This window comes from Hymenobacter glacieicola, assembly GCF_014640315.1.
GTDB classification, from domain to species: domain Bacteria; phylum Bacteroidota; class Bacteroidia; order Cytophagales; family Hymenobacteraceae; genus Hymenobacter; species Hymenobacter glacieicola.
Genome location: NZ_BMGS01000003.1, coordinates 282,693 through 299,020, shown reverse-complemented (window position 1 = coordinate 299,020; position 16,328 = coordinate 282,693). Strand labels below are relative to the sequence as shown.

Genomic DNA, 16,328 nt, shown 5'->3' with positions numbered 1-16,328 from the left:
AACCACTGGCGGTTGCCTGCGTAACCAAGCTTTGTGTGCATATTTGCCGCCCCTTTAGCCCTCGGGTGCGGGGAAGTTCTACCTCTTGCCTTGCTCATGCGCTCTTCCCTGCTTCTGATTCCTACCCTGGCCGTTCTGCTCCACAGTGCGGGCTGCCAGCGCAATGTGGCCGTCACCACGCCCACCGACGCCCCCCAAACCGGGCTGGCCGGCAGCGTATCGACCCCCGCGCCTACCAGCGCCAACACCATTGAGCCTACGCCGCGCCCTGATGCCGTGTTTGACGCCACCAAGCGCCCGAAGTGGCTGGCCGACCGGATTCAACAGCACAGCAACGCCGAAAAGCAGAATCCGCCCATTCACATTTACAGCTACCAGCTCGACGGGGCCACGGTGTACTACGAAAGCAGCCCCTGCTGCGACCAGTTCACCAACCTCTACGCCGCCGATGGAAAGCTGCTCTGCCACCCCGACGGCGGCCTCACGGGCAAAGGCGACGGCAAGTGTCCCGACTTTGTGAAAAACCGAACCGAGGAGCGGCTGGTGTGGCAAGACCCCCGCTAAAAGTACAAGAGGCAAGGAAGCGGTGAGGTGACCAGGCATCAGACTTCTTAACCTCGTCACTTCCTTACCTCGTTACTCCATTACCTTCTTTTTTACCCATGATTAACACTATTGAAAAGCTGGGCGCCTACACCGTGTGGGCCAATGAAACCCTGCTGCGCCACCTCGACGGCCTCGTGGCCGAAGGCGCGACCATTCCCGCCGGCGCCTTGCGCTTGTTCAGCCACGTGCTGAACGCCCAGGCCATCTGGCTCGGCCGCATGACCAACACGCCCAGCCCCGTGAAAGTGTGGCAGGAGCACGACCTGGCTACCCTACACCACTGGCACGAGCAAACCTCCGAACGTTTCCATCAGTATGGCATTCAGGCCGATGACGCGGAAATGCAGCGCCTCATTACCTATACCAACTCCATTGGGGAAGGCTACACCAGCCAGGTTTCCGACATCCTGACCCACGTGCCCGTGCACGGCAACTATCACCGCGCTCAAGTAGCCAAGGAGTTACGCGCCGCCGGCCTGGAGCCCATTAACACCGACTTCATTACCTACTGCCGCGAGCTGTCGGCCAAGGCCCAGGCGGCCGATGTGCCCAGTTTGTAACTTCCTCTTGCGCCTGCTTGTTAAACCCTTCCGCAGCCGGTTATTGGCCGTGCGGAAGGGTTTTTCGTTGTACTACTATCTGCTTTCCTACCCCTTAGTTTCCATGACAACTTCCGCCTCCTCTTCGCCAGTGCTGAGCCCCGAACAGCTGGCTCGCGCTTACTCTTATAGTGCTTACCGACAGCTGATTACCACGCTGATGGCGGAAGGCAAAACCACCGGCACTACCCAGTCGGAGGCCCTGACTGCGTACGCCCAGCTTAACATCCAACGCATGGAGCGCCTCGACAAGCAGGCGCAAGTACAACCCGAGCTGCTTGCCGCCATTCAGGGGTTGCAGCAGCGCTACGTGTGGCTGGTCCTGACCGAAGGCTGGTGCGGCGACGCGGCCCAGATTGTGCCTGTGCTGGAAAAGATAGCCCAGGCCAGCCAGGGCCGCATCACTACCCACTACCTGCTGCGCGACGAAAACCTGGACCTCATGGACCAGTACCTGACCAACGGGGGCCGCTCCATTCCCAAGCTGATTGTGCTGCGGGCTGACACCCTGCACGAGGTGGCCCAGTGGGGACCCCGACCGGCGGCGGCGCAGGAGCTGTTTCAGACAATGAAAGCGGCCGGCGCTACCCACGAGGAGTTTGCCGAAAAGCTGCACGGCTGGTACGCCAAGGATAAAACTCAGCACACGCAGCAGGAGCTGCTTCAGCTGGTACAGGGGCTGGAGTAATCTGGCGGAGCTACCTGGTTGGTGTATCTGGTATTCCAGCTTCCGGAGGCTTACTTGGTGCCTTAGCGCACCGGCCTGGGAGCAGCAGCACATCTAGGCGAAAACCGGAGCTCGGCGGCACAGCGTCACTTCCTCCGCCACAAGTAGCTTGGGTGGAGTCTCCCACGGGGCTGCCTGCGTGAAGTTGTGAACACTGACCCGCATTAAAAAAAGCCCTGACTAAGCAGTCAGGGCTTTTTTAGGGTGGTAGTGCTGTCAGGTCAACTTAGTTGAGCGTGGTCTGGCCCAGCTCGCTTACCTGGTTGTTGGTAACAGTGATGCCCGTGCGGGTAATCACGCGGTAGGCTGGCTGGCCGGTAGGCGCAGTAGTTGTCGGGAAAAACTCCACCCGGTACGTGCCCGCCGGAATGCCGCTGAGCTGAAATGCACCGGAGGCATCGGCGGCCGTGCTGAACGTATCGGGCACGGTGATGGACGAACGAATAGCCAGTACTTGGGGCAGGGCCGCGGCGGGCGTTACGGTGCCGCGCAAGCCGCCCGCAATGTCCTGAGCCACTACCCGAATCACGGGCTTCAGCAGGTAACGCTCCTTTTTGTCGTTGCCGGGCTTCCAGTTGCCGCGCTCCACAATGGACTTGGCCACGTCGAAATCCAAGAGGAGCTGGAAGGTCTGGCGGGCCTGCAGGGAGGCTTTATCCAGCTTGAGCTTCACCCCGGACGTCTGGCCGCTGGGCGTTTTCAAGTCGTAGCGCTGCCCGTCGCGGCCAATCACGTAGCTGTCGGGGCCAAGCAGCAGCCGGATTTCCGACAAGTCGCCGGGGGTGAAATCAGTACTGACCAGCAGAGCCGACTTCCCGTTTACGTAGTCCAGCACGTTAATCGTCTGGGCTTTGAAGGGTAGCAGCTGATATACGGCTGGGTCTTTCTCCTCCTTCAGGTGAACCTCAATTTTCTGCACGTCCAGCACTACGGTGCGGAAGTCGCCGGGGGCGTCCATCAGCCGCACTTCCAGCTTGGCCGCGTTAGCGGAGTCCGAAGAGTCGTTGTCGTTGCTGCAGCTGGCCAGGGCCAAGGGTGCCAGCAGGGCAAGGGGTAGTAAACGAGCGAGTTGCATAAATGAGTGGTTGTGGGAAACAAAAACAGGAAAGTCAGCCTACTACGTAGCCCTGACGGCGGCGTTCGGGCAAGAAGTTAGCCAACTTTTGCCTTTGCTCGAATAAAATAAGTTCTACAATCTGAAATTTGTGCTAAAAGGCCCTGTAAGCGCTGCCTGGCGTTTGCGGCTGACCTTCTATACTCTACTAAAACAACCGAAGCCTGCCCCACCAAGTGGAGCAGGCTTCGGTAAGGTAGGTGGTCGGCTCAGCTTAGTCACTGGCTTTAGCTGTATCGGCCGGCACTGGTTCGGCGGGTTTGGGCTGCTCGGCAGGCTTGGCCGGCTGGGGCTTGGGCTTACCGAAAAGGATGTTGTTCAGGCCTTGCTTGGCTTTGTCCTGGAGCTTGGCCTGGGCTTCGAGGCGCTTTTTCTCTAGTTCCAGCTGGGCCTTCTGAGTGAACTCCTGCTGCTTGCGCTGCAACTCCCGCTGCAAGCTGTCCTGGGCTACCTTGACCTGGGCCTGCATCTTCAGCTTGGCGTCGTCTACTTTGGCTTGCACAATGTTGCTAACCAGGTCTTTGGCCTGGGCCTTTACGCTGCCCGTAGTTAGCTTTACCTGCGGATTCGTGACGGTGCCGCCTATATTTAGGCCCAGCGTTACCCGGTCGGTGCCCTGCAGGTTGGAAACGCCGGTAAGGCGGGTGAGCTGGGAGTTGAGCTGGTTGCCGAGTTTGCCGGTGGGCACGTTCAGGGCCGTGACGTACTCCAGGCCGCCGCTGCTGATGTTGTTCGAGCCGCCCACCGTCATCTTGATCTGGCCCACGGTCAGGTCGAAGGGCTTTACCACAAAGTTGCCGTTGATGATTTCGGCCGCTACGTCCTTGTTGTCCACCGCAAACTTCTTCAATTCCTGAAACTGAGTCAGGCTGCTGATTTTATCCAGTACCGAGGAGTTGGCCACGGCGGCGCGCACTACTTCAAACAGGCCCTTGCCCGTGAGCGTGCTGTACCTGGGCATCATGTCGGGACCCATTTCCCCACTCACGTTGAAGTTGGTGGAAAACACGCCCTCCAGGCTGCTGGCCAGCGGCACCATGGCCTTCACCGAGTTAAAGGCCTTGAAGGCGTTCTGGAAGTTCAGGTTCTTGATGTTCAGACCCAGGTTAAACTTGGGATGGGCCAGGTCCTTGCTGCTGTAGCTGCCGCTGGTCGCAAAGGCGCCACCCAAGGTATTAAATGTCAGGCCGTTGAGGATGGCCGCTTGGTCGCGCACCGTTACAATGCCTTTCACGTTGTCGAGCTTGAGGTTGTCATACACTACCTGCTGCACGGTGGTGTTGAGCACCAGGTCAAACTCCTTCGGAATCTGCAGCACGCCTTCGGCCTTGGCCGGCGCCGGGCCGGTAGCCGCTACCGTGGGCTTGGCTGATACCTCGTCTACCATCCACTCGTTCACGTTGAAGCGGTTGCTGCTGACCGTCAGGTTGCCGCGCAGGGGCTGGCCGGGCACGAACAGGTAGCCCATGTAGTTGCTGATGGTGCCCGCGGCGGCAATGTCGGAGGAGCCCACCGAGCCGGCCATGTTCTGCAGCACAATCTTGTCGTTGTTGAAGGTAGCCGTGGCCCGGTTTACCTTCATGCCCTGGGGGAGGTCGGTGCTCTTGTAGGTGATGTTCTGGGCGTTAACCGTGCCCGAGGCCACGACCGTCTGGTAGCGGCCGGCCTCAATGTCGGCCATGTTGCCTTTGGCCGCCACGTTGCCGCTGAGGCGGCCCGTCACGGTCATGCCCTGGAGCGGGAAGATTTTGGTGAGCTTGGTCAGGTCCACCACGCCATGCACGTCGGTATCAAAGCGCAGCTTGTCCACGCCTTGGGTAGCCACGCGGCCCTGCAGCGGCTCCCCGTCCAGCAGCATCCGGAACTGCGGAATGTCCACGTGGGTGTCGTTGAGCTGGCCGGTGGGGTTCGTGACGGTGCCGGTGAGGGTCAGGTTTTCGATGGGGGCCGGAAACTGCTTGCTCTTGACGTAGCCGTTGGTCAGGTTCATCTTGGCCTGTACTACCGGCATCTGGGTTTGGGAGTAGATGCCGCGGGCCGTACCATCAACAAACAGCTTGCCCCGCAGCAAGAGGTCCTGCACCGGGTACACCTTCATCATTTCGGCCAGGTCCACGTTGGCCTTCACGCGGCCGTCCACCTTCATGGGCTCCAGCCCGTCGATGGCCACGTTGCCGTCAATCGGGTTGCTACCCAGGTCCAGGTGAAACTGCTTTACGTTCACTTTCACGTTGTTCGTGAAGCCCGAGGGGTTGTCCACCACCATGTCCACGTTGATGTTGCGGGCCCGCTGGGGCAGCTGGGGGTAGTGGAAGCTGCCCTCTTTCACTTGCAGGTTCAGGCCGTAGCCGGGCATCTTCACCTCGTTCTGCACGCCCTTGAAGTAGCCGTCAAACGCTACCTTGCCCGTGGCCTCTATGTCCTTGAACTGGGCCGTGTAGGCGCCGGGCACCAAACTCAGAATGTTTTTAAAGTCGGTTTCGAGGGCTTTGAAGGTCAAATCATAGGTGATGTCCGTATCGTTGGGCAGGCCAATGGTACCCTGGAACGAGGCCGGAAAGTCGTTCAGCTTCACCTGGTTGTCTTTAAAGGTGAACAGCATCTTTTCCAGGTTCATGGCCAGGGTCACGTCGGCGTCCAGCTTTTTGTTGGTCACGTACTCAGTGCCGTCGTACTGCATGGAGAAGCTTTCGGCCGTCGTCTGGCTCACCATGTCAAACACGTTCTGCTCGAAGTCGCCGGAGCCGGAGTGGTTCACGCCCCGCAGCTGCATCCCGAACGGAATCGTCAGGTCCTCGTAGCGCAGGCGGCCGTTATTGATCTGCCAACCGTGAATGGCCAGGCTTACGGCCGTCGTGTCCTGGCCTTTGGAGGCCGCCGCCGAGTCTGACACGTACACGTCCCAGTTGGCGCGGCCGCTCTTGAGCACCCGCAAACTCAGGTCGGGCAGCTCCAGGGTCACGTTCTTGATTTTGATCTGGCTACCCCCGATAACGCTCATCAAATCCAGCCCTACCCGCACTTGGGGCAGGTAGGCCAGCGTATCGCGGGCAAAGGAATCCTGGCCGATGACGCGCAGCTGGTCCAGGCGCAACGATAGGTCGGGGAAGGAGCTGAGCAGGGTCACGTCCACGTTGGCCGGGTCGTAGAGCACGGTGGCCTTCACCCGCTGGGCCAGCTGCTGGTCGAAGGCCGCTTTTATTCTATCCTTAAACAGGAGCGGGGCCAGGGCCAGGCCGGCTATCAGCACCACCAAAAATACCAGCAGCCCGACAAAGAATTTGCGCATAACGGTAGAGGAAAAAGAGAAGCGACGAAAAGGGCTGGCGGCCCCAAAATCCAATCAGCACGAAGTAGGCAAAAGTAGTGCGAAACCCCGCCGGCCGCGGGAAGAGGCCCTAAAAAAACGCTGAGGTTAAGTTTGGTAACGCCGTGGTCCGTCGCGTTGGTGCCAGAAGTCAGGAAAGAAAATCCCATTTTAGGCCCGTAGTCAGCGCCCAACGCGTACCAAAAGCCTGTTTCTCACCGTTAGGCATCATACTTATGAGCATGCTCCGCCCGTCGTACTTGGCTACTATGCAGCGCGCCCCGGTGAGGCGGTGCGCTTTGGCTACCGGATTGGTGCTCGGCGCTTGCCTCACGGCGCAGGCCCAGGACTTGTATTTTGCCCAGCCCTACGCCAACCGGATGCAGCTTAACCCGGCCTACGCCGGCCTGCTCGATGATTACAGCCTCACGCTTAGCTACCGCAACCAGTTCCCGACCCTGGCCGGCACCTTCCAAAGCAGCCAGCTGGCGGCCGACTACCGCTTCCAGAACCAGCGGAGTGCGGCCGGTTTGCTGGTCAACTACGACCGTACCGGGGGCATCGGCTACACCCGATTTCAGGCCGGCGGCGTGTATGCCCATCACCTGCGCCTGAATGAGCAGCTCAGCCTCAGTGGCGGCGCTTCGGTCAGCTACGGGTTGCAGCGGGTCAGCTACGGCAACCTGGTGTTTGGCGACCAGCTGTCGGATGAAGGTGTAACGCGCGATTTTAGTTTGGAAGTAGCAGACTATAAGCCGGTTCACTACGTTACTGCCAGCGTGGGCGGGCTGCTCTACACCAACCGGTTCTGGCTGGGCGCGGCAGCTCACCACCTGAACCAGCCGGACCTGGCGTTTGTCACCCAAACGACGCTGCCCCTGCGGCTTAACCTGCAGGCGGGCTACAAGCAGTATTTTGTGCGCACTACTATTAAAGGAGAAAATAAGGAAGTCAGCCTCTCGCCCACCGTGAGCTATGCCCGGCAGGGTGGCTCCCAGCGAGCCGAGGCTGGACTGTATTTTACCGCGACGCCCCTCACTCTGGGGGCCGTGTACCGCGGGGTGCCGCTGCCCGGGGCACCCAAGCCCCAGCAGGTCCTGACGGCGGTAGCGGGGGTAGCAGTGGGAAGTTTTCGGCTCGGTTATAGCTACGATGTGAGCCTCAGTCAGTTCAGCCGTGATTTAGGTGGCGCCCATGAAATTTCTCTGGCCCTTCGGGAGTTTGATTCGCTGGAAGCCGCTTGGCGCCGGCTGAAACGACGGAATTACCCGTCAATTCCTTGCCCCGCCTTTTGATTTTTTGTATTATTGCAGCCGACTTGCCTTGTCTAAACGCTTTTCTCACAGGTAGTTTCAACTTGATCATGAATTTTTCCAAGTACCTGCGCTTTGCTGTAGTGGGAGCCTGCGCGCTGGCCGCCTGTAAAGGTGGGCCTCCCACCGCCACCAAACCCGGTAAGTACAGCTCTACCACGGGCATTGAGTACAACACCGAGGAGGGCATGAGAGTGTCTGATTACCAGGGCATCCCGGAAGGTCCCGGTCTGGTATTCATCGAAGGTGGTCGTACTGTGTTGGGCTCCGCCGAAGAGGATGTGGCCATGACCCACGACAACATCGAGCGGACCGTGACTCTGGCTTCCTTCTACATGGACGAGGCCGAAGTGGCCAACATTCACTGGTTGGAATACCTGCACTTCGTGCGCAAAGACTCAGCTGAGGAGTTCTATCAGTCGGCCTTGCCCGACACCACGGTGTGGGCCCGCGAGCTGTCGTTCAACGACCCCTACGTGGACTACTACCTGCGCTACCCCGGCTTCCGCTACTTCCCGGTAGTAGGCGTAAGCTGGCTGCAGGCCAACGACTACTGCACTTGGCGCACGGCGAAAGTGAACGAGCGGTTGGCGGGTGAAGGCGACGAAGGCGACTCCGGCAGCAGCAAAGGCGGCGGGTTGTTCGGTCGTAAGAAAAAGAAAGGTGGTGACGCCGGCGACGCCGCCGAAGGCACTTCCGAGGACGGCGGCAAAACCAAAATTGCCATCGAAAACGGTAACACCCTGCCGAACTACCGTCTGCCCACCGAGGCTGAGTGGGAATACGCCGCGCAGGCCCTTATCGGTACCCAGGAAACGGGCAACGAAAACCAGGAAAACAAGCGCATCTACCCCTGGGATGGCCGTCAGGTGCGGAACCCATACGGCAAAGGCATGGGTCAGTTCCTGGCCAACTTCAAGCGGGGCCGCGGTGACTACGCCGGTATTGCCGGCTCGCTCAACGATGGCGCCATGATTACGGAGTACATCTATAACTACCCGCCCAACGACTACGGCCTGTACAACATGTCGGGCAACGTAAACGAGTGGGTGCAGGACATCTACCGTCCGCTTTCCTACGAGGACGTGGAAGATCTGAACCCCTTCCGCCGCAACGGCTTCCTGGACCCTTCGGAGAAGTACGACAAAAAGGGTTACCAGTCTCTCATCGACGACCACGTGCGCGTGTACAAAGGCGGTTCGTGGCGCGATGTAGCCTACTGGCTCTCGCCCGGTACGCGTCGTTTCATGGCGGAAGATTCCGCCACGGCTACCATCGGTTTCCGGTGCGCCATGATCAACGCTGGCTCGAACAAGTAACATTTCTGGCCTCGGCCTAAACAAGGAAAAGCCGCTTCGTACGAAGCGGCTTTTTCTGTTTTATAGCTTCTCACAAATCATGGGAAGTGACGCCCTACCGATCAGCGGTGGCAATGGTGGCGACGCTGACGGTAGCGGCGCCGGCGGCGAGCAGTACGGCGGCGCAGGCTTCCAGGGTAGCGCCTGTGGTTAGCACGTCGTCTACTACCAGAATCCGTCGGCCGGCCACCTGTTCTGGTTGGGCCACCTCAAAAACTTCGGCTACGTTTTGCCAGCGTTCCAGGCGGTTTTTGCGGGTTTGCGAGTCGGTGCGGGTGATGCGGCGCAGGCCGTCGGCTTGCCAGGGGAGGCCCAGGCCGGTGGCCAGGCCTTCGGCGAAGCTGTCGGCTTGGTTGTAGCCGCGCTGGGCTAGTTTGCGGGCGTGGAGCGGAACAGGCAGGATCAGGTCGAAGGCGGTAGCAAAGCCGGCCTCGGCTAGCTCCTGCCCGTACCAGCGGCCCAGTACCCGCCCAACGTCCTGCTGGCCGCGGTATTTAAGCTGGTGCAGCAGGTGCTGCACGCGGCCGTGCTTCTGAAAACGCAGGTAGCTGAAGGCGTGCTCAACTGGAAGCTTGCCCCAGAACCGGCGGGCCAAGGGGTTGTCCTTGGCGGGCAGGCGGTGATAATCCGTGTATGGTAGTTGGGCCCGGCAAGCTGTGCAAAGGTGGTCTTCGCCCCGGCTTAGCGGGTCCTGGCAGGCTAGGCAAACCTGCGGAAACACAAGCCCAACAAAGTCGGCGAGTAGGGTAGGAAGCGGCATGTATAGAAGGAATAAAAATAGCAGAGTGCGGTAGGGGGTAGCTGGCGCCCCGGCCATAGGTAGGGCGCTGGCGAACTTCTCCCTAATTTTAAGGTTTAAACGCGAATCCCCGAAATGCATCCGGCCCCCAACGCTGGCATGGCGTCGGGAAGAGCCCGCTGCCGTGCGGGAGAGCGGCGTATTTTTCATTTCACCCTTTGCCTACTTATGAGCCTCGTCTCAGAATTTAACGACTACCGCCAGCGCATGAACGAGAAGATCATGGCGGCCGATAATAAGGTGATTAAGCGCTTCTTCAACCTCGATACCAACACCTACCAGGAGGGCGCCCTGAACGTAAAAACCAAGGAGATGCTGGGCCTGGCCTGCTCCATGGTGCTACGCTGCGACGACTGCATCAAGTACCATCTGGGCAAGTGCTACGAAGAAGGCATCAACGACGAGGAAATCTATGAGGTTTTCGCCATTGCCAACCTCATTGGGGGAAGCATTGTGATTCCGCATTTCCGCCGCGCCGTGGAGTACTGGGAGGTGTTGAAAGAGGAAGCCACTGCCCTGGCCCCGCCCCACTCCCACGACGCCTAGCCATGCTGGACCCCCAGGAAACCGAAGCCCAGTTCGAGCAGCGCTGGTGGGAGCTGATGAACCAACTGCGGGAGCGGTTCGGCAAAAAGCCCGATCTGAATGCCCTGCTGCTACTCATTGGCGTGCAGGAACTGGGACAGGGTGCCGGCCCGTTTACCAAAGAACAGAAGCAGGACCTGATGCACATTGCTACCTGCCGCCTGTTCAGCCTCTCCGGCTACTACGAGCTAGACCACGTGGATGAGGAAGGCTGGCCCCACTACCGGCTGGTGCATGCCGTACCGTTTGCCAACCTCAAGGAGCAGGAACGGATGCTAAAGTGGCACATTCTAGAATACTTTGACTCCCAGGAAGATGAGTAGCCAGGAACGGGCGGCAGGGTAGCTCAAAGCCCGTCCGGCTAAGCTGGACGGGCTTTGAGCAATTCAGCAGCCTTGACTGTTCATCCAACCTAACTACCCGTAATGGCGCGGAACGTCGTGCTTCCTCGCCGGGGGGCCTATCCGATAAGATGAACATCATTTCCTATAACGTGAACGGCCTGCGCTCGGCCCTGAGCAAGGGGCTGGTAGAGTGGGTGCGCGAGGCCAGCCCCGATGTGCTGTGCCTGCAGGAAATCAAGGCCGGGCGGGAGCCGCTTGATGTGTCGGGCCTGGAAGCCTTGGGCTACCATGCCTACCTGCATCCGGCCCGCAAGCCCGGCTATAGTGGCGTGGCTACCTTCTCGAAGCAGAAGCCGCTGGCCGTGGTAGAAGGCTGTGGCACTGCGCTGTATGACGACGAGGGCCGGGTGCTACGCCTCGACTTTCCGGGGTGTTCCGTGCTGAACGTGTACATGCCCTCGGGTACCAGTGGCCCGGAGCGGCAGGCATTCAAGGTAGAGTGGCTGCACTTTTTCCGGCGCTACGTGCGGGAACTGCAGGCGGCCGGCACACCGCCCCTGGTTATCGGCGGCGACTTTAACTGCTGCCAGCGCGACATCGACCTGCACAACCCCAAGGCCAACCAGCAAAGCCCCGGCTTCACGCCGGAAGAGCGGCAGTGGTTCCAGGACTTGCTGGCCGATGGCTACACCGATTCCTTCCGCCACCACCACGGCGACGCTACCGGCCACTATTCCTGGTGGACGTATCGGGCCGGGGCCCGTGCCCGTAACGTAGGTTGGCGCCTCGACCACCTGTTAGTAGACCGGGAGTTACAGCCCCGTATCCAAGAGGCTCATCTGCTTCCCGACGTAGTACATTCCGACCACTGCCCGGCCCAGCTCGTGCTCAACGTGTAGGCCTGCGCATACGAAGCTGCCAGCGCCGCTACTTTACCCTCATGGAGGACAGGAGTAGCGGCACTGGCAGTTCAGCAACCCAGGTGCAGAGACTAGGCACTCAGGATGGCTTCGGCTACTTCCCGGCCCGAGGCCATAGCCGAATTCAGTGAGGGGTAGGCGGTATGGTCGCCGCACCGGTACAGCGTCTCGTTGAGCTTTAGCGTCTGACGAGCCGGCTGGCCCGGCCCGTACACCGGCAAACCGTAGGGAATAAAATACGTGCGCAAATGCGTCCACTCCGCAGCCGTGGGTCCGAACCAGGCCGTTAGCTCCTGGCGCAGGCGTGCGGTAAGCTCCGCTTCGGTAAGGCCATGCTCGCCGTGCGTACTCACGGAAACCAACTGCTGGCCAGCCGGGGCATACTGCGGGGCTACGTCGGAGGGGAAGGCCACGTTATGCGCCAGCCCGGTGGGGGAAGCATTGAGTCGCAGCAACTTATCGGGGCGGGTGGCCGAAGCGGGGGCCGCAAAGTAGGTGCAAGTAGTGCGGCGCCACTGCAGGGCCGGCGTATTGGTTGCGGGCGGTAGCAGGCGGCCCGCAGATTCTCCATCAACGGCTACTACCACGGCGGCCCCTACCCGGGTGGTGCCATCGGCTAAGCGTACCGTAGTGCCTTCGATGCTGCTGACGGGTGCCTGAAGCCGGACGCTGCCCTGGGGTAGGCGGGCTGCCAGCTGCTCAGGAATTTGCTGCATGCCCAAGGCCGGTAGGGCGGCCTCGCCTTCCACGAACTGCTTGAACACGAATTCGAAGAAATTGGCGGCCGTGCCCAGGCCTCGGTCTAGGTACACGCCCCCAAAAAAGGGCCGGAAGAAGTTCTGGATGATTTGCTCGCTCCAGCCGTACTGCCGCAGAAAGGTTAGCGTGTCAAGCTGATTGGTGCTATTGCGGCTGATGAGTTGGCCGCTGCTGAAGCCGCGCACGTGCTGCACCAGGCTGGCCAGCCGCAGCTTGTCGGGCAGGGTACCCACCCGCGAGGTTAGCGCCGAAAACGCTGCCGTAGGCTGTTGCAACGGGTTTACCAGGGTAGTCTGCTGGCCATCGGGCAGGCGGATGACGGCCCCGGAGCGGAACGCGCGCAGCTGCAGGGCCCCGTAGTCCATGAGGTGCTGCACCTCGGGGTACTTGGTTTGCAGCACCTGAAAGCCCCGGTCGAGGCGGAAGCCCTCCGGCGTAACGTCGGTCCGGATGCGGCCGCCCACCGCATCAGCGGCATCCAGCACCAGCACGGGCCGGCCGGCGCGGTGCAGGTAACAGGCACAGGTCAGGCCGGCCATACCGGCCCCAATGATAATAACGGGCAGTTGAGAAGCAGTAGCGGCAGTTGTCATACCCTGCCCAAACTGGAAAACACCCCGGAAGGTTGGGGCGCCCAAGCTGAACACCTCCGGCCCCTCTCCGCGCTGCCCGACCTACTTGGCCCCGGCGGCCGAATCTGGCGGGCAGACAGGGCGCAGCAAAAAGCGTTCGGCCTCACTGTAGCTGTCCAGGTCCGTAATGTAGATGCGCGACTGGTCGTAGTAAGAATCACCGGTCGGGCGTGTAATGCCCGCCCGAAAACGGCCTTTGAGAAACAGCTCCTCGGCCCTGATGCTCTGCCGCCCTGTTGCTTCGCGCACGCGCCAGCGGCCGGTAGGCAAGCCATTAAGCACGCTGCCTTCCACGCGCAGGCCGGCATCGGTGCGGTACCAGGAGCCCTGGCCGTCGCGCACTAGTTGCTGGCCATCTTCGGCCCAAAACTGCTGGATGAGCAGCGCCTCGCCCGTGCCAAAGCTCAGAATCTGCCGTTTCTGGCCCGATGGGTACCAGTAGGCCCAATTGCCCACCGGCTGGCCCCCGCGGTAGTACGCCCGGGTGGCTACCTCTCCGTTGGGGTGGAATACTTCAAACACGCCTTCCTTTTTCCCATTCTTATACGCACCGGTCAGGGCCGGCTGGGCCGTATGCATCCAGTAGTCGCGCACGAACCCGAAAAACATACCGGTACTATCTAGGCGGGCGTGGCGCCGAATGGTAGCGCAGCCCGGCGGACACAGTTCATAATCAGCGGTGTAGAACAAGGCCACGCTGTCGGACCCGAGCACCCGGTAGGGTCTAGCCGCCATAGCCCTGGCAAGCTGCGGGCGGCGGCTAGAGTCGGGCTGCTGCGCCGAAACCGAGAGAGTAGCTACGCACACAAGGAAGCTGGTCAGCAAGAAAATCAGGCGTCGAGAATACATAGTGCCCTTGCTAAGTATAGGAAAGATACGTAAGTCAACCAGTTGATAAGCAGGTGGTAAGCTGAGGTAGTGGGCCCGCGTCTCCACGTATCCATGCTGTGCTTCCGAGCCGCGCGACAAACCGGGAAGTATTGGCTGCTGTAACCTTTGGTTTCTCGCGTTGCTCAGCAGGACAAGCGGCTGTTTTGCACTTGTAGATATACACTAGCTGCACGGTCTCAAAAAAGCGGCTTGCGTTTCTTCATCACCTTGCGGGTTTTCATGGTGTAGAGCTCGGCCACGCCGCTGCGCTTGAAGCTGGCGCGCCACACGCCCATGCTCTGGCCCAGCTGGTAGCCAGTGGCCTGGTCCTGAGGGTATTGCTGTTGAATTAGGGCGTAGTCGGCGGTGGCAATGTCCTGGCCTACCTTGCCGTGGCAGCGCAGGCACAAGGCATCATTGAGCACCACGGGGCGCTGGTAAGTAAACTGCTCGGTGGCTGGCCGGGCCACGCGGCGGGTGGTGGTGTCGGCGGCGTTGAGGTCAGCGGGCGTGAGGGCGGCCCGGTGCGCCGGGTTGCGGGGCCGCGGGCTCATCCAGCCCAGCGAAGCCTGGAGCACGTTGGCCAGCGAATCGGTAGCAGGCAGGGCGGCGGGGCGGCAGAAGGGAAGAGCCGCGGCCACGCCGCCTTCCTGGAGCTTGGCGGCCAGCACCTGGCGCAACTCCCGCTCGGCGGTGCGGGTCAGGGAGTCGCCGGCCCAGCCGGTGGCCCGGAGCAGGTCTTTGGGCATGATGCGCTTTACCTGCCAGTTCTCGGCTTCCACGGCCAGCTCCTTGGTGTTGCTCAGGTGCTCAACCTGGTCGGAGTTGCAGGCGGAAAGGGGCAGAAAAAGCAGGGCGGCGCGGAGCAGGAAACGCATAAGGCATTGGCATTAAAGACGGCAGGCAAAGGGACACACTTCCGGGCATTCAACCAAAAGATACCCCCAGATGATTTCAGTGGCTGCGCCGAGCCGGCTCGGAAGGCCGTGAACTTAAGCCGTTTCCAGCAGGTAGGCGCGCAAGGCTTCGTACTCGGGCGGTAGCAAGGTACTGTGCTTGGGCTGGCGCAGCAGGGCCTGCAGCTCGGCGGGCACCGGCACAGGCTGGCCGGTGGCCGGCTCCACGGCGGCCGGAAACTTCACCGGGTGGGCGGTTTCCAGGAAAATGCCGCGGGCTTCGGGCCTCTGGCTAAGGTAGTCTTCCAGGGCGAAGAAGGCCACGGCTCCGTGGGGGTCCAGCAGGTAGCCCGTTTGCTGGTGTACCCGCCGGATGGTGGCGCTGGTTTCCGCATCCGAAACGGAGTAGCCGCTAAGCAGGTCCCGAATGACGGGGTACTCGTGGCGGAACAGCTCCAGAATGCGGCCGAAGTTGCTAGGGTCGCCCACGTCCATGGCGTTGGAAAGGGTAGGCACTGCCGGCCGGGCAGCGTACTGCCCGCTGGTCAGGTAGGCCGGCACGGCGGCGTTGGCATTGCAGGCGGCCAGAAAGTGCGCCACCGGCAGCCCCGAAACGTAGGCCAGCAAGCCCGCGCACAGGTTGCCGAAGTTGCCGCTGGGCACGGCTACCACCGGCGGCTGGTGGGTGGCGGCAAGGGCCTGCGCCACGCCGTAGCAATAGTACACTTGCTGGGGCAGCCAGCGGGCCACGTTGATGGAGTTGGCCGAGGTGAAGCGTCGCCGTGCCATCAGCTCCGGGTCCCGGAACGCCTGCTTCACCAGCCGTTGGCAGTCATCAAAGTTGCCCTGCACCTCCAGGGCCCGGATGTTCTGGCCCAGGGCCGTGAGCTGCTGCTCCTGCACCGGGCTCACCCTTCCGGTGGGGTAGAGAATCACGACTTCCACGCCGGGCACGCCCAGAAACCCACTGGCCACGGCCCCGCCCGTGTCGCCGGAAGTGGCTACCAGCACCGTAACGGGCTGGGTTTCGTGGCGGGAAAAGTAGCCCAGGCAGCGACTCATGAAGCGGGCGCCCACATCTTTAAATGCCAGGGTCGGACCGTGAAACAGCTCCAGGGCGCTGATCTGCCCGGTAACCGGCACCACCGGAAACGGAAAGCTGACGGTTTGCTCACAGATGCGGCCCAGCTCGGCTGCCGGAATGGTGGGGCCCACGTAGGGCTGCAGCACCGTGAAAGCCACCTCGGCAGAAGCCAGCTGCGGCAGCTGCTCCACAAAGCCCGCCGGAAAGCGCGGAATGGTTTCGGGGAAGTACAAGCCCCCGTCCGGGGCCTGCCCGGCCACGGTAGCCGCACGGAAGTCAACGGTTTTTGCTTGGCGGTTAAGGCTGTAGTAGCGCATGGGCTTAAGTCGCTATTGAATGGAAAGAAGACAGATCTGCGCTACTGGTTCTAGCAAGGGTACGTAGACAGCAAGGTTTCTACTCAAACCAAGGTTGC

The 16,328-nt window shown here is 61.0% G+C and carries 15 protein-coding genes; 8 read left to right on the top strand and 7 right to left on the bottom strand.

What is annotated here, in order from left to right:
* Positions 1-96 precede the first annotated feature (96 nt).
* From IEW18_RS07190 to IEW18_RS07180, 3 genes are all read left to right on the top strand, one after another.
* Positions 97-564 carry a DUF6970 domain-containing protein gene (locus IEW18_RS07190; protein WP_188557155.1) on the top strand — a complete coding sequence of 156 codons (468 nt, stop codon included), beginning with the start codon at positions 97-99 and terminating at the stop codon, positions 562-564.
* A gap of 98 nt (positions 565-662) precedes the next feature.
* Positions 663-1,166 (top strand): DinB family protein, encoded by a 504-nt coding sequence (locus IEW18_RS07185; RefSeq protein ID WP_188557154.1) that lies wholly within the window; start codon positions 663-665, stop codon positions 1,164-1,166.
* Positions 1,167-1,269: 103 nt separating this feature from the next.
* On the top strand, positions 1,270-1,893 hold the full coding sequence (locus IEW18_RS07180; protein WP_188557153.1) for a thioredoxin family protein: 624 nt from the start codon (positions 1,270-1,272) through the stop codon (positions 1,891-1,893).
* A gap of 265 nt (positions 1,894-2,158) precedes the next feature.
* Here IEW18_RS07180 and IEW18_RS07175 read toward each other — a convergent pair whose 3' ends face one another.
* Both IEW18_RS07175 and IEW18_RS07170 read right to left on the bottom strand, forming a co-directional pair.
* Positions 2,159-3,007 carry a DUF4382 domain-containing protein gene (locus IEW18_RS07175; protein WP_188557152.1) on the bottom strand — a complete coding sequence of 283 codons (849 nt, stop codon included), beginning with the start codon at positions 3,005-3,007 and terminating at the stop codon, positions 2,159-2,161.
* A 253-nt stretch (positions 3,008-3,260) separates the two neighbouring features.
* Complete coding sequence (locus IEW18_RS07170; protein ID WP_188557151.1) at positions 3,261-6,335, bottom strand: AsmA-like C-terminal region-containing protein; 3,075 nt, start codon at positions 6,333-6,335, stop codon at positions 3,261-3,263.
* 254 nt (positions 6,336-6,589) lie between these two features.
* Between IEW18_RS07170 and IEW18_RS07165 the strand changes: the two genes are divergently transcribed.
* Positions 6,590-7,648: a PorP/SprF family type IX secretion system membrane protein gene (locus IEW18_RS07165; protein ID WP_188557150.1), complete on the top strand. Its 1,059-nt coding sequence runs from the start codon at positions 6,590-6,592 to the stop codon at positions 7,646-7,648.
* Between the two features lie 68 nt (positions 7,649-7,716).
* Positions 7,717-8,985, top strand: coding sequence for an SUMF1/EgtB/PvdO family nonheme iron enzyme (locus tag IEW18_RS07160; RefSeq protein WP_188557149.1), 1,269 nt, complete (start codon positions 7,717-7,719; stop codon positions 8,983-8,985).
* Positions 8,986-9,079: 94 nt separating this feature from the next.
* On the opposite strand, the gene IEW18_RS07155 is transcribed toward IEW18_RS07160, so the two are convergent.
* Positions 9,080-9,784: a ComF family protein gene (locus IEW18_RS07155; RefSeq protein ID WP_188557148.1), complete on the bottom strand. Its 705-nt coding sequence runs from the start codon at positions 9,782-9,784 to the stop codon at positions 9,080-9,082.
* A gap of 207 nt (positions 9,785-9,991) precedes the next feature.
* Here IEW18_RS07155 and IEW18_RS07150 point away from each other — a divergent pair, with 207 nt between their 5' ends.
* The 3 genes from IEW18_RS07150 (at position 9,992) to IEW18_RS07140 (ending at position 11,651) form a co-directional block, all read left to right on the top strand.
* Positions 9,992-10,369, top strand: coding sequence for a carboxymuconolactone decarboxylase family protein (locus tag IEW18_RS07150; RefSeq protein ID WP_188557147.1), 378 nt, complete (start codon positions 9,992-9,994; stop codon positions 10,367-10,369).
* A gap of 2 nt (positions 10,370-10,371) precedes the next feature.
* Positions 10,372-10,731, top strand: coding sequence for a hypothetical protein (locus IEW18_RS07145; protein WP_188557146.1), 360 nt, complete (start codon positions 10,372-10,374; stop codon positions 10,729-10,731).
* Between the two features lie 149 nt (positions 10,732-10,880).
* The gene (locus tag IEW18_RS07140) at positions 10,881-11,651 is read left to right on the top strand and encodes an exodeoxyribonuclease III (RefSeq protein WP_188557145.1); all 771 of its coding nucleotides are present in this window, start codon (positions 10,881-10,883) and stop codon (positions 11,649-11,651) included.
* Positions 11,652-11,743: 92 nt separating this feature from the next.
* Here the strand turns inward: IEW18_RS07140 and IEW18_RS07135 are convergent, their stop codons facing one another.
* The 4 genes from IEW18_RS07135 to thrC form a co-directional block, all read right to left on the bottom strand.
* The gene (locus tag IEW18_RS07135) at positions 11,744-13,024 is read right to left on the bottom strand and encodes a protoporphyrinogen/coproporphyrinogen oxidase (RefSeq protein ID WP_188557144.1); all 1,281 of its coding nucleotides are present in this window, start codon (positions 13,022-13,024) and stop codon (positions 11,744-11,746) included.
* A gap of 81 nt (positions 13,025-13,105) precedes the next feature.
* Complete coding sequence (locus tag IEW18_RS07130) at positions 13,106-13,798, bottom strand: toxin-antitoxin system YwqK family antitoxin (protein WP_188557143.1); 693 nt, start codon at positions 13,796-13,798, stop codon at positions 13,106-13,108.
* Positions 13,799-14,130: 332 nt separating this feature from the next.
* The gene (locus IEW18_RS07125) at positions 14,131-14,811 is read right to left on the bottom strand and encodes a c-type heme family protein (protein ID WP_188557142.1); all 681 of its coding nucleotides are present in this window, start codon (positions 14,809-14,811) and stop codon (positions 14,131-14,133) included.
* Positions 14,812-14,925: 114 nt separating this feature from the next.
* Positions 14,926-16,230, bottom strand: coding sequence for a threonine synthase (gene thrC, locus IEW18_RS07120; protein WP_188557141.1), 1,305 nt, complete (start codon positions 16,228-16,230; stop codon positions 14,926-14,928).
* Positions 16,231-16,328 lie beyond the last annotated feature (98 nt).

Excerpts from the sequence above, each read along its gene's own strand:
- IEW18_RS07190 (WP_188557155.1), top strand. The coding sequence starts at position 97 with ATGCGCTCTTCCCTGCTTCTGATTCCTACCCTGGCCGTTCTGCTCCAC.
- IEW18_RS07185 (WP_188557154.1), top strand. The coding sequence starts at position 663 with ATGATTAACACTATTGAAAAGCTGGGCGCCTACACCGTGTGGGCCAAT.
- IEW18_RS07180 (WP_188557153.1), top strand. The coding sequence starts at position 1,270 with ATGACAACTTCCGCCTCCTCTTCGCCAGTGCTGAGCCCCGAACAGCTG.
- IEW18_RS07175 (WP_188557152.1), bottom strand. The coding sequence starts at position 3,007 with ATGCAACTCGCTCGTTTACTACCCCTTGCCCTGCTGGCACCCTTGGCC.
- IEW18_RS07170 (WP_188557151.1), bottom strand. The coding sequence starts at position 6,335 with ATGCGCAAATTCTTTGTCGGGCTGCTGGTATTTTTGGTGGTGCTGATA.
- IEW18_RS07165 (WP_188557150.1), top strand. The coding sequence starts at position 6,590 with ATGAGCATGCTCCGCCCGTCGTACTTGGCTACTATGCAGCGCGCCCCG.
- IEW18_RS07160 (WP_188557149.1), top strand. The coding sequence starts at position 7,717 with ATGAATTTTTCCAAGTACCTGCGCTTTGCTGTAGTGGGAGCCTGCGCG.
- IEW18_RS07155 (WP_188557148.1), bottom strand. The coding sequence starts at position 9,784 with ATGCCGCTTCCTACCCTACTCGCCGACTTTGTTGGGCTTGTGTTTCCG.
- IEW18_RS07150 (WP_188557147.1), top strand. The coding sequence starts at position 9,992 with ATGAGCCTCGTCTCAGAATTTAACGACTACCGCCAGCGCATGAACGAG.
- IEW18_RS07145 (WP_188557146.1), top strand. The coding sequence starts at position 10,372 with ATGCTGGACCCCCAGGAAACCGAAGCCCAGTTCGAGCAGCGCTGGTGG.
- IEW18_RS07140 (WP_188557145.1), top strand. The coding sequence starts at position 10,881 with ATGAACATCATTTCCTATAACGTGAACGGCCTGCGCTCGGCCCTGAGC.
- IEW18_RS07135 (WP_188557144.1), bottom strand. The coding sequence starts at position 13,024 with ATGACAACTGCCGCTACTGCTTCTCAACTGCCCGTTATTATCATTGGG.
- IEW18_RS07130 (WP_188557143.1), bottom strand. The coding sequence starts at position 13,798 with ATGGCGGCTAGACCCTACCGGGTGCTCGGGTCCGACAGCGTGGCCTTG.
- IEW18_RS07125 (WP_188557142.1), bottom strand. The coding sequence starts at position 14,811 with ATGCGTTTCCTGCTCCGCGCCGCCCTGCTTTTTCTGCCCCTTTCCGCC.
- thrC (WP_188557141.1), bottom strand. The coding sequence starts at position 16,230 with ATGCGCTACTACAGCCTTAACCGCCAAGCAAAAACCGTTGACTTCCGT.